The sequence below is a fragment of the Spirosoma sp. 48-14 genome, assembly GCF_001898575.1.
In the GTDB taxonomy this organism is placed as follows: Bacteria; Bacteroidota; Bacteroidia; order Cytophagales; family Spirosomataceae; genus Spirosoma.
In genome coordinates this window covers 35,026-57,080 of sequence record NZ_MKUD01000009.1, presented here as the reverse complement: position 1 = coordinate 57,080, position 22,055 = coordinate 35,026, and the positions used below count along the sequence as shown (strand labels likewise).

At 48.0% G+C, this 22,055-nt stretch carries 18 protein-coding genes; 7 read left to right on the top strand and 11 right to left on the bottom strand.

All coding sequences use genetic code 11. The features are described 5' to 3' along the window. Positions 1–187: 187 nt before the first annotated feature. The gene (locus BGO59_RS06910; protein WP_293682565.1) at positions 188–532 is read left to right on the top strand and encodes a DUF6249 domain-containing protein; all 345 of its coding nucleotides are present in this window, start codon (positions 188–190) and stop codon (positions 530–532) included. Positions 533–707: 175 nt separating this feature from the next. Beyond that, on the top strand, positions 708–3,140 hold the full coding sequence (locus BGO59_RS06905; RefSeq protein WP_293682563.1) for an outer membrane beta-barrel protein: 2,433 nt from the start codon (positions 708–710) through the stop codon (positions 3,138–3,140). A gap of 390 nt (positions 3,141–3,530) precedes the next feature. Here the strand turns inward: BGO59_RS06905 and BGO59_RS06900 are convergent, their stop codons facing one another. Continuing rightward, a complete protein-coding gene (locus BGO59_RS06900) occupies positions 3,531–4,796 on the bottom strand; it encodes a sugar MFS transporter (RefSeq protein WP_293682561.1) in 1,266 nt (421 codons plus the stop codon). Positions 4,797–4,964: 168 nt separating this feature from the next. Here BGO59_RS06900 and treF point away from each other — a divergent pair, with 168 nt between their 5' ends. From treF to BGO59_RS06880, 4 genes are all read left to right on the top strand, one after another. Next, on the top strand, positions 4,965–6,515 hold the full coding sequence (treF, locus tag BGO59_RS06895) for an alpha,alpha-trehalase TreF (RefSeq protein WP_293682559.1): 1,551 nt from the start codon (positions 4,965–4,967) through the stop codon (positions 6,513–6,515). A 137-nt stretch (positions 6,516–6,652) separates the two neighbouring features. Next, entirely contained in the window at positions 6,653–7,408 is a 756-nt protein-coding gene (locus BGO59_RS06890; protein WP_293682557.1) for an outer membrane beta-barrel protein, read from the top strand. 98 nt (positions 7,409–7,506) lie between these two features. Beyond that, complete coding sequence (locus BGO59_RS06885; RefSeq protein WP_293682555.1) at positions 7,507–8,115, top strand: hypothetical protein; 609 nt, start codon at positions 7,507–7,509, stop codon at positions 8,113–8,115. 124 nt (positions 8,116–8,239) lie between these two features. Continuing rightward, positions 8,240–9,895, top strand: a complete 1,656-nt coding sequence (locus tag BGO59_RS06880; RefSeq protein ID WP_293682552.1) for a glycerol-3-phosphate dehydrogenase/oxidase — start codon at positions 8,240–8,242, stop codon at positions 9,893–9,895. Here the strand turns inward: BGO59_RS06880 and BGO59_RS06875 are convergent, their stop codons facing one another. Then, the gene (locus BGO59_RS06875) at positions 9,896–10,195 is read right to left on the bottom strand and encodes a hypothetical protein (protein ID WP_293682551.1); all 300 of its coding nucleotides are present in this window, start codon (positions 10,193–10,195) and stop codon (positions 9,896–9,898) included. It lies immediately after the preceding gene. Positions 10,196–10,532: 337 nt separating this feature from the next. On the opposite strand from BGO59_RS06875, the gene ffh reads away from it, so the two are divergent. Then, positions 10,533–11,852, top strand: a complete 1,320-nt coding sequence (ffh, locus tag BGO59_RS06870) for a signal recognition particle protein (protein ID WP_293682549.1) — start codon at positions 10,533–10,535, stop codon at positions 11,850–11,852. A 66-nt stretch (positions 11,853–11,918) separates the two neighbouring features. Here ffh and BGO59_RS06865 read toward each other — a convergent pair whose 3' ends face one another. From BGO59_RS06865 to mscL, 9 genes are all read right to left on the bottom strand, one after another. Then, positions 11,919–12,623, bottom strand: coding sequence for a DNA alkylation repair protein (locus BGO59_RS06865; RefSeq protein WP_293682548.1), 705 nt, complete (start codon positions 12,621–12,623; stop codon positions 11,919–11,921). 63 nt (positions 12,624–12,686) lie between these two features. Beyond that, positions 12,687–14,180: a cell division protein FtsZ gene (gene ftsZ, locus BGO59_RS06860; protein WP_293682547.1), complete on the bottom strand. Its 1,494-nt coding sequence runs from the start codon at positions 14,178–14,180 to the stop codon at positions 12,687–12,689. Positions 14,181–14,259: 79 nt separating this feature from the next. Beyond that, positions 14,260–15,717: a cell division protein FtsA gene (gene ftsA, locus BGO59_RS06855; protein ID WP_293682546.1), complete on the bottom strand. Its 1,458-nt coding sequence runs from the start codon at positions 15,715–15,717 to the stop codon at positions 14,260–14,262. Next, positions 15,714–16,487 carry a cell division protein FtsQ/DivIB gene (locus BGO59_RS06850; protein WP_293682545.1) on the bottom strand — a complete coding sequence of 258 codons (774 nt, stop codon included), beginning with the start codon at positions 16,485–16,487 and terminating at the stop codon, positions 15,714–15,716. The genes ftsA and BGO59_RS06850 overlap by 4 nt, the downstream gene beginning before the upstream one ends. 37 nt (positions 16,488–16,524) lie before the next feature. After that, the gene (gene murC / locus BGO59_RS06845; RefSeq protein ID WP_293682543.1) at positions 16,525–17,910 is read right to left on the bottom strand and encodes a UDP-N-acetylmuramate--L-alanine ligase; all 1,386 of its coding nucleotides are present in this window, start codon (positions 17,908–17,910) and stop codon (positions 16,525–16,527) included. A 42-nt stretch (positions 17,911–17,952) separates the two neighbouring features. Next, the gene (murG, locus tag BGO59_RS06840) at positions 17,953–19,065 is read right to left on the bottom strand and encodes an undecaprenyldiphospho-muramoylpentapeptide beta-N-acetylglucosaminyltransferase (RefSeq protein WP_293682541.1); all 1,113 of its coding nucleotides are present in this window, start codon (positions 19,063–19,065) and stop codon (positions 17,953–17,955) included. Positions 19,066–19,089: 24 nt separating this feature from the next. Further along, a complete protein-coding gene (locus tag BGO59_RS06835) occupies positions 19,090–20,211 on the bottom strand; it encodes an FtsW/RodA/SpoVE family cell cycle protein (RefSeq protein WP_080058876.1) in 1,122 nt (373 codons plus the stop codon). A gap of 54 nt (positions 20,212–20,265) precedes the next feature. Continuing rightward, the gene (gene murD, locus BGO59_RS06830) at positions 20,266–21,609 is read right to left on the bottom strand and encodes a UDP-N-acetylmuramoyl-L-alanine--D-glutamate ligase (RefSeq protein ID WP_293682538.1); all 1,344 of its coding nucleotides are present in this window, start codon (positions 21,607–21,609) and stop codon (positions 20,266–20,268) included. A gap of 92 nt (positions 21,610–21,701) precedes the next feature. Continuing rightward, the gene (gene mscL / locus BGO59_RS06825) at positions 21,702–22,031 is read right to left on the bottom strand and encodes a large-conductance mechanosensitive channel protein MscL (protein WP_293682536.1); all 330 of its coding nucleotides are present in this window, start codon (positions 22,029–22,031) and stop codon (positions 21,702–21,704) included. Between the last annotated feature and the right edge of the window lie 24 nt (positions 22,032–22,055).

The following is a 22,055-nucleotide window of genomic DNA, read 5'->3' as shown; positions in this document are numbered from 1 at the left end:
CTTGGTTTGTTGGGAAATCTGTTCGCACACGTTGCCCGATTAGACCTGCGTTTTTAAAAGGAGGTTACAGCAAAAGACTATTTTATTTTTAGGGATAATTTTTTTGCGAATAACTGTAACCCCATTTCTATTTCGACGGTCATATGCAGCGAAATCAATTAGTAAGAAACAATAAACGAATAACCTTATGGATGGCGACGACATTAAACATATTCTTATATCTCTTGGCGCATTTGCGGGTATTTTCGGAATCGTATACGTATTCCTGATGACGCGCTCCCGCGAACGAATGGCGATGATTGAGCGGGGCGTCGATGCATCCATATTTTCGGGCAACAACTCAATTTCACCTACGCTGAAATTTGGGATGCTATTCGTCGGAATTGCCATAGGCATGATCGTGGGCAATGTACTTCACGAGTATTATGGAGTTGGCAGCGTCACATCCTTTCTGTCGATGGTATTTTTATTCGGTGGCCTTAGCCTGATTCTCAACTTCGTGATTGAGCAACGGCTGTCGAAGAATAAGTAACTCCTCTCGCTTTCCCTCTCTTGGTTTTTCATTGCTAGTAGCCCTGCTCTCTGCCGACAGCGCCTGATTGCTATTAGCACAACTACTCCGGTTCCATTCCTGTGATTTCGCTAAAAGAGCCTGAATCTCTTATCGGAATCGCTTTGCCTGTCCAAATCGATTAGCCAGTACATCTATGAAAATTCTCAACGCACTAGTGCTATTGATACTCCTATTGTGCTACCACATAGGTATTGCCCAGAAACAATCCGAAGCCTATTCGGTTCGTGGAATCATTGCGGATTCGGTAACTCATAAGGTGATGACATTCATAACCGTCAACTTACTAAAAGCGCCAAATACCGTTCTGAAAGTCGATTACTCTAAAGAGGACGGCTCATTTTCGTTTGTCGGTCTGGAAGCTGGACATTATTCCCTGGCTATGGTAGGCGTAGGGTATACGACGAAACGAATGGCCATTAACCTGACCGATTCGCTTCACAAGACAATAGACCTGGGTATGGTGCCGCTGGGCTCAGCCATGGTTGGCTTACAGGAAGTGGTTGTTACGGGTACAAAACAGATTGTAAAGCAGGAGATCGACCGTATTACCTACGACCTTCAGGCTGATCCCGAAAGTAAAGTGGTTAATGTGCTGGAAATGATGCGAAAAGTGCCACTGCTTTCGCTGGATGCGGATAATAACATCCTGCTGAAAGGCAACAGCGATTTCAAAATCCTGATCAATGGCAAGCCGTCGAGTATGATGGAACGAAGCTACAAGGATATTCTTCGGACTATGCCCGCTTCGTCTATTGAGCGAATTGAGGTGATTACATCGCCCCCCGCCAAATACGATGCAGAAGGGCTGGCGGGAATCATTAACATTATCACGGCGAAAAAGCTGGATAATGGCTACAATGGCTCCGTCAATATCAACGAGCGTTTTCCCAATGGAGGGCCTGGTCTGGGTGGATCGGTGTCGGCTAAGCTGGGTAAATTTGGTATTTCGGCGTTTGGTGGGGCCAATCTGTATACGAATCTTCCTGTTCGTGGTGGTATTCAGCGACTGGCTACCGGGCTGCAACCCACTACGCTGTTGCAGGAAGGCACTACCGAATCGAAGAACCGAACAGCTTATCTGGGCTATGAGATGAGTTATGAGCTGGATTCGCTGGACCTGATCTCGGCCCAGTTTAACCTGAATGGCAATCGCTCGGAAGGGTACACGATACAGACCAGTTCGCTGATGAACTCAGACGTTCGGTTTCAGGGATATAAGTTGGAAAATAACAACACTGGGAACGGCAATGGCGTAGATGCATCCGTGAATTATCAGCGGGGCTTTCGGGCCGATAAAAACCGCTTGCTGACATTTTCGTACCGCTATCTATCGTACGGTAGCCAGCAGAACGCTGATTTACACATCAGCGATCGACTGAACTATATCATGCCTGATTATCGGCAGGTAAACGACCAGCGTTTTGCCGAGCAAACCTTTCAGGTTGATTATGTTCATCCCGTTAAAAAACACCAGATCGAGGCAGGGTTGAAGGGTATCTTACGGGCTAATAAAAGTGATTTTCAATATGCAGTCGTTGATTCCATCACAGGCCAGTATAGCATTCTACCCGGCATCAGTAACCGCTTCAGGAACACCCAAAATGTGTTTGGAGCCTACACCACCTATCAGTATGCACTAAAAAACTGGGGCATAAAAGCAGGTATGCGTATAGAGCAAACCGTTATTGATGCCGATTTTATGTCGGTCGATTCCAGAGTGAAACGAACCTACATAAATCTGATTCCTTCTGTATCGATAAACCGAAAATTCAGGAACAATAGCGGGCTGATTCTGAGTTATACACAGCGGATTCAGCGGCCGGGCATTTATCAATTAAATCCCTTTGTGGATCGCTCCAACCCGAATTTCGAACGAACGGGTAATCCTGATCTCCGACCTGCCCTTGTCAATGATATTCAGTTGACGTTTAGTGGGTCAGGCAAAATTCAACTGAATACAGGACTAGGATTTACGTTTTTTCGGGATTTGATCTTTCCGGTTTCCGTGTATGATTCTACAACCAATATTACGCGTACATCGTACGGTAACACGGGTACAGCAAAGCTTCCAAGCCTATTCGTGAACGTCAACCTACCCATTACCAAGCGGTGGAACATGAGTATAAACAGTCGGGTTGCCTATGGCATAGTACAGGGCGTAGTAAATGGCGTATTGATTAAAAATGAAGGGTTCATGTATCAAGCCTCGCTGTCGACCAGTTATAAGCTACCCAAAGACTGGCGGCTGACGGCTAATTTACAGCCAAATGGACCAGGCATTAATCTGCAAGGAGCTACTAATCGAATAATAAGTTCGTCGTTTAGTATTAATAAAGACCTGGTCAAAGACAAACTTTCTGTTAGCGGTTCCATACACAATCCGTTTCGAAAATACCGTGAAAATCTGAGCACTACCTCCGGCCCCGATTTTCAGCAAACCAGTTTTCGCTGGGACTACTTCCGGTCATTTACCATGAGTCTGAACTACAAATTCGGGAAGCTCAGAGAGTCGATTAAAAAGAACAAACGAGGTATTCGGAACGATGATGTACAGAGCGGAAATTAGGAGAGAGAATTGGTACGGTTGCTTGGCTCAGAAGTTTTTGTTTAGCCAAATAACCAGTTAATTCTGGCTTCGGGTAGGGTTTTGGTCTGCAATATGCCCCAGCCGATAGGCAATTGACATTAGGTTGATGATACCGAAACGAGTTTTGCCTATACTGACAACAGGGTAGGATGTGATGTCGGTTACTAATAACCGACAGGGCGAGGTTACTTGTGCACTCGGTTTTGAGAAACCTCGCTGTGTCAGATGTAAGCATCTGACAACACAACCGAGGGCTTATTTTGAGAAAGGTACTGGAATATGTAATCCCAGCTTAGAACAAGGCCTGTTTCATTTTATCAGCCCTGAATAAGATTGTATAGACTAAAATTCTTTAGGAGTTCTGAGACACTAATGCCCTGCCATACTTGCCGTTTGTTTTACCTCGTACCCCGTTTTCCTTTGCATGCGGCTGAATACCGTAATGAATACTAGCAACAGACCGATTGGAACCAGCGAAAAATAGAAGGCTGTTTGCCCACCATAGGCTTCAAACACGTGACCAGTAATGATAGAGCCTGTGGTTCCACCGAGGGCCGAGAAAATAACAATCAAGCCTGCCATTGGCCCATGTTGACGGAGCGGTAAGCTACTCAGAATAGCGGAGTTAATGGCCGGGTAGATGGGGGCTATAAGCAGACCAATTAGTGGGAAAATAAAAGCAGCTACTGGTGCATCGCCCCAACCCGTGATGGTCCGCCCGTCAACATCGGCGGCCAGCGGTAAAGCAAGCAGGACAAGCCCCGCAGCGCCGACCAGGCAACTGATCAGAAGCCAGTACCAAGAAACCCGACTTAGCATCACTCCGGCCAGAAAGCGCCCGGCTGCCGTTGAAGCGGCCAGAATACTCGCCATTTGGATACTGAGTGAGGTAGGCAGATTCAGAATCTTACTGTTGAAAGTTGGTAACCAGCTCATAATACCCTGCTCCATCAGTACGTAGGTAAAGGCGGTAATGATAAAAACCAGTACGACGGGTTTGAGCGCCAGACGAAGCATATCGCCCAAATCTTCGGCCAGCGTCCGGGCTGCTTCCTGGCGAACCCTGGATTCATCAATAGGGGTACTCAGAAGTAGTAAAAAGGCTAGTAAGGCAATTCCCGCCAGCACGTAATAGGTATTCAGCCAGGCAGTTGACTTTAGGTTCGTGTCGTCTACAAAAAGGGTGAACAGAAAATAGCCTGATAATACACCAATCATGAAAAAGGATTCCAGAAAATTCATGAAACTAGCGTGCTCGTTTGAGTCGTTGGTAACTAGACCAATGGTAGCAAAAATCGATACTTTGATAAGTGCAAAACCCGCTCCGGTTGCCGCAAAAAGGAGTTTTGTTGTCCAGAAAGCCGGAACCTGTGGCATTAGCAGGCAAGCCAGCGTAACCATACCCAGCGCAACCAGCATCGCTCGTTTATAGCCGATCCGTGTGATGTAGGAGGCAACCAGAAACGAGACGAAAGCAATGGTTAAATCCTTAAAAGCTTCGAGCACACTGGCGGCCGATTCCGACACCCCATAGTTGTTCTGTACCTGCAAAATGACTGTACCAACACTGTTGAGAAGAATAGCAAAAACGAAGTAGTTGAGAAGCAGCGAGAGTTTAATACGCCAGTGGCTCATCGAATTACGGTGGTTAACGAGTTCTAAATCATAAACATACAAGTTTATTTGTATTATTTTTACCCGTATAAGTTGCGATTTTTGCATTTTTGTTTCCATAACTGGCTTGCGATCCTGACAAAGCAGCCACCTTGTGGTTACGTTTTCTGAACCTTTCTTCTATTTGCCTTGGCACCAGCGTTGTTTCCCCAATCTCCCGATGTACTATTTGGTAATTTGTTTCGCGATGTCCAGTTAGGCCACGTTTTTGCCGATTCTAAAACGTTTGTAGACTGCGTGCCGAAGTTGTCGCCAACGGATTTGGTGGCTTTATACGAAGCTGAAAAAGGTAAGCCAGGCTTCGACCTGAGTGCATTTGTTCATACTTATTTTATTGTTCCTCAGAAATTAGCCGATGATTACGTCAGCGATACGACCGTTACCACAACTGAGCACATTAATCGCCTGTGGGATCGACTGACCCGCCCCGAAGACACCCACGTTGAAGGGAGTTCGCGGGTGCCGCTGCCACATCCTTATGTAGTGCCGGGTGGCCGTTTTCGGGAAATTTTCTATTGGGATAGCTACTTTACTATGCTGGGTCTGAAAGAGTCGGGCGAAGCACAGATTAAGTTGATTCGGGCTATGCTCGACAATTTTGCGTACCTGATCGATACATTCGGATTCATCCCGAATGGAAACCGGACTTATTTTTTGAGTCGATCACAGCCACCTTATTTTGCTTTGATGATTAATCTGTTGGCGAAAATTGATGGCGACGACACGCTGAAGACGTATTCAAAACAGCTTCGTCGTGAATACGAATTCTGGATGGATGGCCAGCGGGACTTGACCGACGCCCAGCCTGTTTGTAAGCGGGTTGTGCGCTTAGCCAACAATCGACTACTGAATCGGTACTGGGATGATACCCCAACACCACGGCCAGAAGCCTATCGGCAGGAAATCGAGCTAACGGACGAAGCGACTCCTTTGGGCGTTCAGCCTGAAGCACTATACAATCACATCCGGGCGGCCTGTGAATCGGGCTGGGATTTTAGCAGTCGCTGGTTTACGGACGAGCGAACGATGGCGCTGATCGATACCGCCAGTATTATTTCTGTCGATCTGAATTGCCTGCTTTGGCAACTTGAAGTAACCCTGCATAATGCCGCTCTTCGGACGGGCGATTGGAAAATGGCCTATGATGACTATGACCCGTTGATCAAAGCGCGCGAGAAAGCCATTCAGCAAACATTCTGGAATGAAGAAACCGGCTTTTTTCACGATTTCGACTTCGTAAAAGGCTGCCAAACTGAAGCGCTGACACTGGCTGGCGCCTTCCCATTATTTTTCAAACTGGCCACCCCAGAGCAGGCTAGCCGGGTCCATGATCGCCTTAAAGCCGATTTCCTACAGGCTGGTGGTTGGGTTACTACACTAAGTCAGACGGGGCAGCAGTGGGATTGGCCAAATGGCTGGGCACCATTGCAATGGATTGTTTATCAGGGACTAATTAACTATGGGTTTACCGAAACCGCTAATGAAGGCCGCGATCGGTGGTTGGCCTTGAACGACAAAGTATTCCGGGCTACCGGTAAAATGATGGAAAAATATAACGTGGTCGATGCCGCTTTAACCACAGGGGGCGGTGAATACCCCAATCAGGATGGCTTTGGTTGGACGAATGGGGTGTATCTGGCGATGGATAAAGAGCGAAAGAGTGAAAGAGTGAAAGAGTGAAGAGGACGCGTCAGCTTTTTTCACTCTTTCACTCTTTCGCCAATCACTCAATCATAAGCTCCTTCACCAATTTGGCACTGTATTTGTTTGGTGGTCTGACAAGATACTAACTAGCATTTATCAGTAACAAATTGGCTATGAAAAAGCTCTTCTTAACCGTAATAGCGGCTGGAATGACTACCGCTTCCTTTTGCCAGAAGACGTTTATTTTATCGCATCAGGATAAAAAAGGTTTTTTTGCTGCATCTGCGGGTGCTAGTGTACCGGTTGGGCGGTTTGCCAGTTGCTCGCCAACCGATGGTCAGGCTTGCATGGCCGGTGAAGGTTTTGCCTTTAACGTGTCGGCCGGGTATCGGATTGCTGGCCCAGTTGGACTAATGGTTCGGGGAGAGCAGCATCGTAATTCGGTCAATACAGGCGCTATGCTCGGCGCAATTTCGCAGAGCAATTCAAGCAATTGGACAGCAAAAGCCGATAACTGGTCAGTCATGACGGTTATGGCTGGCCCTTATGTATCATTACCAATGGGCGGACGTTTTTCGATCGATGCCCGTTTGTTGGCAGGTCGGGCGCTGGCGGTATTACCCAATACATCGGTTGCTGGGCTGGTTGGGCGTTCGGAAATGTCGGTAAAGACCACGGGTTCGCAAAGTACAGCGATGGCTTATGGAGGAGGAGTGTCGTTACGGTATCGACTGGGGTTAAATACGGCTGTGTTGCTTAACGCCGATTATAGCCAGTCTGCGTTCACCTTCGATAACGTGACATCAACTACTACCAGTGGTACGAGCCGTCCCGAAAGTGCTACGTTTAGCAGTGATCGGACGGTGAATGTAGTCAGTGCTTCGGCAGGTATCGCTATTTTGTTTGGAACGAAGTACCGTCCGTTCTAGCAACCGTTAAGTAACCCCTACCAACAGTTCATCCTTATTCAGTTGTAACCCTCGCATAGGTGGTATAGCTTAGCGGTCAATTATCACTAAATCAGGCTATGACACCCCTTCGCCGACATGCCGTTCTCCGGCGCGTCAAAGATATTACGCTTAGTACGACACTCTCGCTGGCACTTCTTAACGGGGCTGCTGTGCTCCAAAGCTGCGGAAATAGTCGTTCTGAAGAGCAAACGGAAACTCGTTTTCAGCAAGGTGTACGGACATACATTACCGAAACCTCTCCCGGAAATTTCAAAATTACCGACGAAGTGCAGGCCAATCCTGGTCAGGCTGGGGCCATTGTGAGTTATTTCGACGGTCATCGGGATACGTTAAGTGTTGATGCTGCCAAACGACTTGTTGAGAATGACGAGTCAACCCGTACCTATCTGAACAATCCAAGTGCCTATCATACGCGCCACCATAATGGTTTAGCGAACGCTTTACTGTGGGGAAGCCTGGGCTACATGCTGGGTCGCTCAACTGCGCCACGATACGACGAATACGAACGTCGGTACAGTTCGGGCGTATATGCAAATTCGAGTCTGTATAATCGCTCAAGGTATGTGGGCGAAAGTGTTCGCAGTTCGCGGGTTACACGCACCACCCGGCCTTCCGGCGGTCGTAGTGGTTTTTTCAGCCGAATGGGGCGTGGTTTCTCAGGATAAGTGAGTGCGGTGTGCCCGCGCTGAATCGTAGAGTAAGTATATTCTACATTAACTTACTGTAATTACTACAGTCCAGAATCCCACTTTCACTATACTACTCCGCTAATTACCTTATCTTTACAACATGAAGCGGACAAAAAACTGGGAGCGGCTGAGGCAGGAAACATTCGACGTTTGTATTATCGGGGCGGGCGCTAGTGGGGCAGGTGCTGCCTTCGACGCTGCCTTAAGAGGGTACCGCGTTGCGCTGGTCGACCGGGGGGATTTTGCCAGTGAAACCTCCTCGCGATCCACTAAACTGATTCACGGAGGTGTCCGTTATCTGGAGCAAGCCATCAAAAAACTTGATTTGGCTCAGTTGAAGCAGGTACGTCATGGGTTGGCCGAGCGTCGGACAGTGATTCGTAATGCGCCCCATCTGGCTCATCCGCTGGCTATTCTTACCCCTGTTTTTAGTTGGTTTGAAGGGATGTACATGACCATTGGATTAACGCTTTATGACCTTATTTCGGGCCACGATGCATTTCCGAAAGGCAAGTGGCTGAGTCGGGTACAGGCGCTGGAAAAAAGCCCAAAGCTTACCCAGAAGATGCATAGTGCCGTGCTTTATTATGACGGCCAGTTCAACGATTCCCGTTATGCGCTGGCGTTGGCTCACTCGGCCGACGAAGCAGGCGCTGTGGTTGTGAACTATGCCACTGTCACGGATTTCGGTCGGCAGGATGGACGTATCACAACGGCCTTGGTAAAAGATCAGATTACTGGCGAAACCGTCGAAGTAAACGCGTCGGTGTTCCTGAATTGTACGGGGCCATATTCAGATGCGATTCGGTTATTGGCCAATCCAGAACTTGAACAACGTATCCGGCCCAGTAAAGGTGTTCACATCGTACTTCCGCGTGAAACGCTGGACAGCGATTTTGCCGTATTAATTCCTAAAACGGCCGATGGGCGAGTGATTTTTGCGATTCCGTTTGGCAATAAAGTGTTTGTCGGGACAACCGACAACGATTACGATAGCTTATCACGGGAACCACTTCTGGAACCTGATGAAGTGGATTACCTGCTGGAAACGGTTCGACCTTATCTGGCCAAAATGCCCGAGCGCTCACAGATACAGGCTGGCTTTGGCGGCATTCGTCCACTGATCGTTAGTAGTCGGGCCGATACCAAAACCTTGCTGCGCGACCATGAAGTGGAATATGATGCTACATCGGGTTTGCTTAGCCTGCTGGGCGGTAAATGGACTACCTACCGCCTGATGGCGCAGGATGCTATTGACCGGGTGGGAGCCTTGTTGAACAAGTCTACACCGAGTCGTACCGAAACGGCTTATCTGGTTGGTGGCGAGTCCTATCGTTTCGACGACTGGCAGCAGTTACAGGCTACGTTTAACCTTCCGGCTGATGTATGTCAGCATCTGATGCGAACGTACGGAAGCCGGATAAGTCAACTTAGTGCACTCATCAAGCATCAACCTGCGCTGGGGCAAAAATTAGTGGAAAACCAGCCCTATCTTCAAGCCGAAGTCGTTTATCAGGTACGCGAAGAAATGGCTATGACTCTTCGCGATGTACTGGCCCGCCGATGGCGTGTTGAGCTTTCTGACTGGCAGTTAACCATCCAACTCGCCCCAATCGTGGCGCATATAATGGCCGACGAATTAGGATGGAGTACATCGTATTGTACCGAACAAATTCAGGCTTACCAACAGCTTTTGAAAACCTTTATTCAGGAAGCCGGATTGTCGACTGAGCCATCGGAAATGGTATCGGCTTAGTTAGTTTTTATTTCGATGTGCGTGGCTTACTTCGCGTGCCATACCCATAATCCGTTTCCAGCATCGGCTAATCGTTTGTTTATCGTGCCCTTTTTGTTCTTTAGCCATAGCTACTGGCGCAGACGATTCGGGTTTTGAAGCGGATGTGCGGGTTGATGAAGAGGTATTGTCGGCTGGTTTATCCAACAGCACTGATGTCATGCGTTGCGGCATCGCCACGACAACTGATGATACAAATGGGCTGGCTAGCAGGCAGGCAACCGCCAGGCAGCGGGCTGCGTAATGCATCGAAGATTTCATGAGGTACTGGTTAAAGGGGTTAAAACGAGTAGAGTTACCTCATAGAATCGAATGACATGGGTTGGGAAAAGGGTCTGTTACTCCCTTATCAACTATAATGCCAAAAAAATATTGTGCTATAAAGCAAGCTGAAAACGGACTTGACAGGCATTGAAATCCAAGATACGCATCACCAATAACGGTTTGGTAATCATTGCCTGTCGGAAACTGTTATCTTTGTAGTAGATAATCAGTATTCCCATCAAACAAGTCTTGCATGGGAATCGAAATATGGCGAAAGGCATATTTTACACCATTTTAAAACAAGCCGGTACAGACCGGAGTGAGATTTAGGAGCATGTTTGAGAATCTTCAGGATAAGCTTAATAAAGCGATTAAGACCCTTAAGGGCCAGGGCCGCATTACCGAAATCAATGTTGCGGCTACCATAAAAGAAGTTCGTCGGGCACTTACGGATGCCGATGTAAACTACAAAGTGGCTAAAGACATTACCGATCGGATTCGCGACAAGGCACTTGATCGGAAAGTGTTGATTTCGGTTGAGCCAGGCCAACTCTTCGTCAAAATTGTTCAGGAAGAACTGACCGAGTTGATGGGGGGCGAAGCACAGGGCATCAACATCAAGGGTGATCCGGCAGTGATCCTGATAGCTGGTTTACAAGGTTCAGGTAAGACAACTTTTTCGGGTAAGTTGGCTTCATACCTGAAAAAACAGGGCCGTAATGTACTGCTAGTGGCGGCTGATATTTACCGCCCGGCGGCTATCGACCAGTTAAAAGTACTGGGCGAACAGGTTGGCGTAGATGTATACGCGGAGCCGGAGAACAAGAATGCAGTGGCAATTGCTAAAAATGCCATCGATCTGGCTCGTAAATCGGGTAAGCGCATTGTAATTGTCGATACGGCGGGTCGTCTGGCCGTTGACGAGGCTATGATGCAGGAGATCGAAGCCGTAAAGAAAGCCATTTCGCCAACCGAAACGTTGTTTGTCGTCGACTCCATGACGGGGCAGGATGCCGTTAATACGGCCAAGACCTTCAATGAGCGGCTCGATTTTGATGGCGTTGTGTTGACTAAGCTTGATGGCGATGCCCGTGGGGGAGCGGCTCTTTCGATCAAAACGGTTGTTAACAAGCCGATCAAGTTTATCAGTACGGGCGAAAAAATGGAAGCCCTCGATGTATTCTACCCCGATCGGATGGCCAGCCGGATTCTGGGTATGGGCGACGTTATTTCGCTGGTAGAACGTGCCCAGCAAGCGTTTGATGAAGAAGAGGCCCGCCGTATCAATGCCAAGATGCGGAAGAATCAGTTCGACTTCGACGATTTCCTGTCGCAGTTGCAGCAGATCAAAAAGATGGGTAACGTGAAAGACCTGCTTGGTATGATTCCGGGTATGGGCAAGATGATTAAAGACCTCGATATTGATAACGATTCATTCAAACCGATTGAGGCTATCATCAGCTCCATGACGCCTATTGAGCGGCAGCGTCCTGATATGATCGACGGTAGCCGGAAAAAACGCATCGCGGCTGGTAGTGGAACCAGTATTCAGCAAGTGAATAATCTGCTGAAGCAGTTTGACGAGATGCGGAAGATGATGAAGAAAATGAATACCATGCAGGCATCGGGTAAACTGAATAAGATGATGCGATAACCGCATTGGTGAGATAAAGTCGGTGGTTAATAATTCGGCAGGAGTTATTGACCACCGACTTCTGTTTTATAAAGCCAGATAATACTTGCGCCGGGCGGGGTCGAAGCGTTCTATGGCATAGCGGAGGGCAGTACGCGGCATTTCGCGCACATGATCATGTAAAAACTCTTCCAGCGCGTCGGTATTTCGCTTGCCTACTTCCCGCAGCATCCAGCCAACGGCTTTGTGAATCAGATCGTGTTTGTGCGTTAATAGGATTTCGGCAATGGCGAAGGTATCACTGAACTGCCATTTTCGAATCAGAGCCAGGGTCGATACGATAGCGATACGCTGGCTCCAGAGATGATCTTCATGAGCCAGATCATACAGAATTGACCGATCATTGTGTAAAAGTGGCTGGCCAACAATATGCGGGCAAGTAACGTCGACCAGATCCCAGTTGTTGATGTATTTCCGATTGGCCAGGTAGCGTTCCATAATCTCCGTCCGTTGAACAGGCCCCACTTTTTTGACTTGTTCTACCCAGATCAATAAGCCCACCATGCGACATTCGTGGTACGGGTCGTGGATTAAGCGTTCCGTTTCTGGTAGGGTAAGCCCTTTAAATTGTTTCGCGATTTCATGCTGTTGAGGCATTGATAAACCCAGGAACTGATCGCCTTCGCCGTATTGGCCTGGAGCCGTTTTAAAGAATCGGGCTACCAGAAGAGCCCGTTCGGGCTGGGCCAGTGCCAGTATTTCATTTTTCACGGTGGTGTAGGTAATTTCCATAGACGATAAAAAAAGCAGAGGCCCATGTGAGCCTCTGCTGCAAAAAGAACGTGTTTGTTCTGGTTAGTCGTTTAGTTTTGAGCGAACGAAATCCTGCTCAGCCAGTAAAGGGATCGAATAGAGAACCGTTTTATTCCGCTCGAACGCAGGTCGATCCAGGTCGGAGGCTAAGTATTGCCCTTTTACAAAAGCTTCTACCATTCGTTTGATCAAATCGGTATCGTCGGGCCGTTCTTCATCCAGTTCCAGAATGTCAACGTCAGAATCGTCTTTGAAGGGATCGACAAACACAGGCGGGTCTGGACGAACAATGGTTGAGCCTCCGTTATAACCGACCGTTGGGGTATGTATATCGTCAGACTTCGAATTTCCGGTTGGGGTAGGGTCAATATCGTCGTCATCGTTGTCTGCCAATACCAACTCCTCTTTTTCGGCAGCTTCTTGATTTACACCTTCTGGTTGGTCGCCAGCAATGTCTTCAGGAGGATTGATGCTATTGCTGGAGACATCCGTATCGAGTTTTTTATTCTGTTCAGCGGCATCGGCGGAGACTACACCTGCCGGATTGCCAAGCTTGTCCAGTAAGTCACCCGTTCCGTCGAAGCCAGCAGCAATGATCGTTACCCGCAGCTTTTCTCCAAGATTTTCGTCGGTAATAGCCCCAAACTTAAACATCTTGGCCTCGCTCTGGATTTTCCGGGCAACGTGTTCGGAAATAGCCATTTGCTCTTTCAGCTTCATGGCATGGTCTTTACTCGACGAAATGGTCAACAGAATCCGTTTGGCCCCACGAATATCGTGGTCATTCAGGAGCGGAGAGTTCAAGGCTGCTTCAATAGCACGGATAGCCCGGTCTTCGCCAGCAGCTTCGGCTGAACCCATTACCGACTGACCGGCTCCCTCTAATACTTTCTTTACGTCGGCAAAGTCAGCATTAATATCGCCCTGAGTCGTGATAATTTCGGCGATGCTTTTTACGGCATTCGCGAGTACATCGTCGGCATGTGCATAGGCTTCGGTCCAGGTAAGTTCGCTATACAGTTCTGCCAGTTTATCGTTCAGAACAACAAGCACAGTATCACAACTATCTTTCAGTCGTTCAATACCAACGCGAGCCTGCTCTTTTTTGTCGGTACCTTCATACCAGTAAGGAGCTGTTACGACAGCTACGGTTAGCAAGCCCATTTTTCGGGCTACTTCCGCAACAACTGGCGCTGCACCTGTACCTGTACCACCACCCATACCAGCGGTAATGAATACCATTTTGGTCGGTGGTGCCAGCAAATTCTCAATTTCTTCGATACTGGCGCGGGCGGCATCTTCACCCGCTTTCGATTCCGTACCCGCACCCAGTCCATCGCCCAATTGCAGCTTCGTTTTCACTGGATTACTCATGAGTGCCTGACGGTCTGTATTGCAAACAGCAAAACTGACATCCTGCATTTTCATTTTATCCATGTGCTTGACGGCATTTCCGCCCATGCCGCCCACCCCGACAACCTTGATAATAACCGGGTTGTCGTCTGGCATTTCGAATCTATAGCCTTGAGTATTCATCGTGTGGGTTGGAGTATCTATTCATTACTTTTACACTTCATATCGCCGATTCCGTTACTAGCAACCAATGGATGCCGATTTAATAGGGATCGGTTTCGTTGCCTCTGATTGGCCTGGTTAGTTTTCGTATCCAGCCAATCAGGCCCCCTTCTTCTTTAGATGGTTCAGGGTCAGGTGTTTTTTCAGGTACTTTCTGGCTTACTCGCCCACCATGCGATGTGCCGTAGCCGCCTGTGGTTGTGTGGCCATTACTGCTTCCATGTCCACCAGTCGTTCCGTTATGGGCGTGGATCGGTTGATTCTCTTCTTCTTTGATAGCCCGATTGGGGTCAGTAATGAAGGAGATGCGGTTATCGATGGTTTTATAACCAGCCCACACCAGCCCTACAGCAGTGGCATGTGCCGGATCGCCTACCAGATCGGCCCTTCCGTTTGGTTCAAGATGTTCGGGATACCCTACGCGTACTTCTTCAATGCCCGTTACCCGCCCAAAAATTTGCTCTACTCCCGGAATCAATGCAGACCCACCAGTTAATACGATACCTCCCAGGAGTTTGCCTTCATAGCCTGAACGAATAATTTCGGCCTGTACCAGGGCGGCTATTTCGCGTAGCCGATCTTCAATGATAACGGCAACATTTTTCAGTAGTACATCCTTCGGTTTGCGATTACTTAAGCCAGGTACGGCTACAACCTCATTCAGATTGTACTCGCCTGGATTTGCATTCCCAAATTTCTTTTTCAATAATTCGGCCTGATTAGGCAAAATTTTGCAACCTGCCTGAATATCCGATGTCAGACTGTTGCCAGCCCACGGGAAGACGGCCACATGACGTAGCACGTTCCGGTAGTAGATTGCCATTTCGGTGGTTCCACCGCCAATATCCACCAGGGCTACACCGGCATATTTCTCTTCGTCGGTAAGTACAGCCAAGCCCGATGCCAGTGCCGAAAGCATCATGGTATCCTGCGCCAGGTTATTGCGGGTAATGCATTTGCGAATGTTGCGGGCTGCATTGGCCTGAGCAGTAATAAGTTGAAAATCAGCGCCAAGTTTTACACCATTCCGACCAACAGGCTGGTTGATATTCGTTTCGGTATCGACCACAAAATCCATCGGCAGCACATGGATAATTTCCTTGTCGGCCGGAATGGACGTGCGGTACATGTCGTTCAGCAAGTGATCGATGTCTTCAACCTGTACTTCATCGCCTGAAGACGATCGGGTAATACTTCCGCTTGATTTTACCGAAGTAACATGGGACCCACTAAAGCTAACGTTGACTAAATGAATGTCGAGATTCGATTGATTAGAAGCCTCATGAATGGCTCTCCGAATAGCATTGACCGTATTATTGACATTAACAACCGACCCCTTGGCTACACCATCAGTCAGATTTGTTTCGCCTACGCCCAGCACTTCGAGCGTTTCCTGTTCTTTATTATTCCGTATCAACCGCCCAGCCACGGCGCATACTTTGGTGCTGCCGATGTCCAGACCCACTACAATTTTCTCGTCCATGCCCGTCTTAGTCATTCGCAAACAATTTGATTTCGGTACTCAACGTTTATCCGGCTGTAGCGATCCCAACCTTTAGCGGGTAAAACGTCGGTATATACTATTTTTAATTTTCTAAATTTAGCATCTAATTCGGTAGGCGGCCCAAATTCTATTTTGTGGTTACCCATTTGGGGCCACATCGTGATGTTGCCTTGGGTATCAACGGATAGTTCTGCTATCTGTGCCTGCCAAAATGGATCATCGTGGATTCGCTTTAACAGCTCCAGTAATGGTCTATTTCGTTCACTCGCCAACGAACGGTTCTGGGCAAAGTAATTGCCGGTAAGAACCGGAACTCGGGCTGAGTAGTTCATAGAGATTGGGAAAAAATACCCTTCCTCACTAATGTACTGCCCAGAAACAGGTCGGACACCATCGCCATTTACTACTAATCGAGCTAAAGGCCTGGGTTGTTCGATTACGACCAGTAAATCGCCGTCCAAATCACGTGAAATCTGACAGTTCTTCACCAATCCATGTTGTTTTAGCCGCTTTTCCAATTGCTGCAAATCTACATCGGCATAATTCTTGCCCGTAATTGGATCAGCACCCCCGTTTGTCAGGTAGCCCATCACATCACGTCGGGTCAGAAAACGGTGGTCGTCGATCGGATCAATTTGAACGATAACGTTCCGAACATGTTTCTGCCCATGCTGAATTTCGGTGAATGCAATGAGTCCAAACAGACTCAGCAGTCCTCCAAAGGCCAACAGCCACTTTTTGGATGATTTAAAGGTAGAAAACATCTGTAAATAAGCTCAATTGTTTCTCCAATATTTTTATCTATTGGTTGCTTAGAGTCGATTTTAGTACAGGAAGCAGTTGATCAATGTCACCAGCCCCTACGGTTACAAGTAAGGAAGGTTTCATTTTTCGCACAACGTCAATCAATTCGTCTTTGGTGCATTTTTGTTTGCTTTTCGAGTGTACGTTCTGGAAAATCAAATCAGACGTTACACCTTCTATGGGTAATTCTCGGGCCGGGTAGATGTCAAGCAGAATAACGTTATCAGCTAGTGACAGACTTTCGGCGAAGCCATCGGCAAAGTCGCGGGTGCGGCTAAACAGGTGTGGCTGAAACGCGACCGTCACTTCGCGATCAGGATACAGGGCTTTTACCGACGACAGAAATGCGTTTACTTCGGCGGGGTGATGGGCGTAATCGTCAATCAGAATGGCTTTATCTGTTTTGAGAATGTACTCAAATCGCCTACGGACGCCCTTGTACGTAGCCAGGGCCGAACGGATGGCATCTGGAGATACCCCAACTTCCAGGGCTACCGCGCCAGCCGCCACTGCATTCTCCACATTGTGAAACCCAGGAACTAGTAGCTGAATATCAGAAATAACTCCATTAGGATATACAATGTCGAAGATAAACGAGCCTTGCTCGATCCGCAGATTCTGGCTGTGATAATCTCCCGTTTGTAAAGAGTACTCCCGAATGGCCGCTTTTGTTTTGTCGGCTAACGACAACCCGGTTTTCATAAATAGGACACCGTCGGCTTCAATCTGGCTGACATACATACCAAATGAGGCAAGCACTGCTTCGTGCGCCCCATAAATATCCAGATGGTCGGCATCTGTGGAGGTGACGATGGCATACTTTGGAAATAAGGTCAAAAATGATCGGTCGAATTCGTCGGCTTCAACTACACAAATGACCGAACGCAGGTCGTCAGCGGGTTCGTTGAGCAGGAAGTTGGTGCCGTAGTTAGCGGTAATGCCGCCCAGAAAAGCCGCACAGTTTACGCCCGCATCACGTAGGATATGCGTAACCATCGACGAGGTAGTCGTTTTGCCATGCGTACCCGCTACACCGATCGTGGTCATTTGGCCCGCCAGCAGACCAAGCACCTGCGAGCGTTTCTGTAAGATGAACCGCTGTTCAGTCAGATAGATGTACTCCAGATGAGTACTGGGAATAGCTGGTGTATAAATGACGAGTGTCTGGGTTGGATGTTCCAGAAACGCAGCGGGTATTTGCGCTACATCTTCCGTAAAATGAATTGCAATACCCTCTGCCTGTAGGGCATCGGTCAGTGCCGTTGGTGTTCGGTCATACCCGGCTACTGTATATCCGTTAATACGAAACCAACGCGCTAACGCGCTCATGCCAATCCCACCAATACCGAGGAAATAAATATATTTGAATTGATCTAAAGTCATCTTTGTCATGGCCAGACGATAGCCTGGTCTAGTAAACTAAATTTAACGAGTCCGGCTGGAAGTTGATCCTGCCAACTTAATTACTTCATTCGCAATGTCGCGGGCGGCATTGGGTTTCGCTAATGTTTTAATTTGGGTTTTTAACTGAGTTTGTTGCATCGGATCATTCAGTAAGTTCAGCGCGGCAGTTACCAACTGTTCACGAGCAGCTTTATCAGTTACCAGCAAAGCAGCTTTATGGTCTACCAAGCTCATCGCGTTTTTGGTTTGGTGATCTTCCGAGGCAGCCGGAAATGGTACCAGAATGGCGGGACGGCCAACCAGACATAATTCCGATACGGATAGAGCCCCTGCACGTGAGACCACAACATCGGCAACGGCGTAAGCTTTATCCATTTCATAAATGAAGTCGTAGGGTTTTATCAGCGACGAACCTGTTGCGATAACAGCAGTTTTCGCTCGCTCGATGAATCCAGGGCCTGTTTGCCAAATCACTTGCACACCCGCTTCAACAAAACGCTGTAAGCCCCCTTCTATACTCTCATTGATGGTTCTTGCTCCCTGACTACCCCCAATAATCAGCAAGGTTGGCCGACTGGCGTCCAGATTGAACAGCGTTCGTCCGGCTTCTCGCTGCTGATCAGCAAATTGAATATCGCTTCGTACCGGATTCCCCGTTATGTTCAGTTTTTCGGCTGGAAAGAAGGCTTCCATACCCGGGTAGGCAACGCAGATGCGTTTGGCCCAGCGAGCCAGTACTTTATTGGTCAGGCCAGCATACGAGTTTTGTTCCTGGATAAGCGTAGGGACGCCTTTAAGGGAAGCCGCTAAAAGCAGTGGACCACTTGCATAGCCACCTACGCCGACAGCGGCATCGGGCTGGAAATCACGAACGATCTGGCGGGCCTTCAATAAACTTCTACCCAGTTTGATAGGAAACCCAAGGTTTTCCAAAGTAAGCTCGCGCTTAATGCCAACAACAGGTAACCCGACTATTGTATAGCCAGCACGGGGAACTTTCTCCATTTCCATTTTGCCTTCGGCTCCCACAAACAGAATTTCTGTAGAGGGGTCAATTGCTTTTAGTTCGTTGGCAATGGCAATGGCTGGGTAAATGTGGCCGCCGGTTCCACCTCCGCTGATAATTACTTTCATTCGATTGATTGTAAACCGTACTGTTTAAATTCGACTCTCATCGGCTTCCTCACGGCTAACGCTAAGAACAATGCCAATGGCTAAGCCTGTGAAAATCAAGGAAGTTCCGCCCATACTTAATAAAGGTAACGGCTGGCCTGTTACGGGTGCCATACCAATAGCTACACAAATACTGGCAAAGGCCTGAAAAACAATGCTGAATGTTAAACCTGCCGAGAGCAATCCACCAAACGGTCGGGTCGCCTTTTGAAGTGTTTTCATGCCGCGCCATAAAAACCATAGATAAGCCAGTACGACTGGAATGCCGCCTAACAGTAGTCCATATTCTTCAACGATTATGGCGTAAATGAAATCGGAGAAGGGGTTGGGCAGGGTGTTTCGCTGGTGGCTGTTACCGGGGCCCTGACCCGTTAATCCCCCATTGGCCAGCGCTATATACGACTGTTCTACCTGATAAAGAATGGTGTCGGAGTCCGAAAAGCTTTTGACTCGATTAACGGCTGTGCCTAACCGTTGCCCAGCTGCCAGGGCAATTCCACCAAATAAAACGCACACGGCTATCATGTAGCCAAGATACCGAACGGGTACTCGCCCAATATACATCAGCAGAAAGCAGGTGGCACCCAGCAAAAGGGCTGTCGATGTGTTTGTGAGGATAATGAGCGAGCAGATAAGACCAATCCAGAGAATCAGATTGAACAGAACCGTTGGGTCGTTCATGAACCGCTGCCTCTTGGCCAGCATGGCCGCCAGATTAGAAATAAGAGCCAGTTTGGCTAAATCGGACGGCTGAAACGTCTGGTTAATGATCGGAATCGTTACCCAGCGCGATGCATCATTCAACGTAGAGCCTTTAAAATAGGCCCATATTAGCAGAGGGACAGATAGCCAGAGACCATATTTCGACAGCCGGGCATAATAGACGTAGTTGATTTTATGGGCAAAATAGGTGCAGGCCAGCCCGATCAACAGCAAAGAGCCATGCTTAAGCAGGAAGATTTCGGTATTGCCATCAAGTTCCCGAAACGCTTTAGTGCCTGTTGCGCTATAAACAACCAGAACACTCATAATCGACAAATACAGGACGATCCACCAGATTTGGCGGTCACCTTTCAGATGCGTTCGAATCCATTCCCGTAGAGCCATGTTTTTGTAAGGTATGGTGTATGATGGGTGAAGTAGGTTGCCAGTATATGTTTCCTATAGTAGCTTTTGAACGGCGGCTTTAAACTGATTACCGCGATCTTCGTAATTTTTAAACAGATCAAAACTTGCACAAGCGGGGGACAAAAGTACGATTTCGCCCGGCTGCGCTAATTCCAGTCCCTTCGCAACGGCATCCGCAACTGATTGGGTCTCATAGATAGTCGGAATCTTCGAGCCGAAATAATCGACGAGTTTATGGTTGTCAATGCCCAGGCAAATGAGCGCCTTTACATGCTGTTTCACCAATTCGTCCAACTGGCTATAGTCATTTCCTTTGTCCAGACCGCCCGCTATCCAGACCGTTGGCGCATCCATGCTCGACAAGGCATAGAAAACCGAATCGACGTTCGTGGCTTTTGAGTCGTTGATAAACTGGATGCCATGAATCGTTCCCGCCGGTTCAAGTCGATGGGCGGCATTCTGGAACGTTTTTAGTCCTTGTGCCAGTGCTTCATTCGATACGCCAACCGACTGCGCGGCTAACATGGCCGATAGCATGTTTATGGCGTTATGCGGGCCTCGTAAAGGGGTATCGGCCTGAGCGATGGCAAACGAACGATTCTTGTTCGCGGTAATGAGCTGTCCATTTTCCAGGTAGCCGCCGGGCGAAACAGCCGTTAGCAACGAAACGGGCAGCCGATTCACCTCTGGGTGCCGTTTCTCGAACTCGGCCAGAATCGGTTGACTCTCGGCAAAAAAGATAAAGTCATCGTCTGGTCGCGCATTTTGGAGTATTCGAAATTTGGAATCGACGTAATTCTGGAAGTTATAGCCGTACCGATCCAGATGGTCAGGAGTGATATTGAGCAGCACCATAACATCGAGATGGGTGTTGTACATGTCATCCAGTTGGAAACTGCTTAGTTCAAGTACAAAATAGTCGAAGCGGTCCGTAATGACCTGTTCGGCAAAGCTATCGCCTATATTACCAGCCAGCCCCACATTAAAGCCAGCGGTTTTAAGCAGGTGATAGGTCAGTAACGTAGTAGTTGTTTTACCATTGCTACCCGTAATACCGATCAGTTTAGCGCGTGTATAACGGGCTGCAAATTCAATCTCTGAAATTACGGGCGTTCCCTGCGCTCTAAGTTTTTGCACCAGAGGAGCCGTTTCGGGAATACCTGGACTTTTAATGACCTCCGTAGCATCCAGAATAAGCTCTTCTGTATGTTTTCCTTCTTCAAATGGAATCTGCGCCGTTTGCAGAGTTGTTCGGTAACTCTCTTTGAGGGTACCTTTATCCGACAAAAACACACCAAAGCCTTTCGCTTGTGCCAATAAAGCGGCTCCTACACCGCTTTCGCCCCCGCCTAGAATAACTATTTTTTGCACTGACATGACAAGTACTTACACTTAGCAAAGTAACACATAAATGAAAAAGCCCCGGCTATGCGCCAGGGCTTTTCAAGTAAATTTCTCTACAAAACTTATTATTTAGATTGCATCGAATTGGATAGCCGTGCACGATTAGCCAACTTGACAATCAGGAAAACTACCCAGGCGATAATCAAAAACTGGATGATCGTATTCAGGAAGTTACCATATCGAATGGCCACTTCAGGTGTAGTGCCAACGGCTTCTTTAAGAACGTATTTCATTTGGCTGAAATCAACTCCGCCTAAAACAATCCCCAGAATTGGGTTTATAATGTCTTCAACTAGTGAGGTAGTAATTTTACCAAATGCAGCACCGATGATAACACCAACGGCCAGATCGATGACGTTGCCCTGAGCAATAAAGGTTCTAAATTCACTTAGCATAATGGTTAAGTTTTGGGTTGGAAT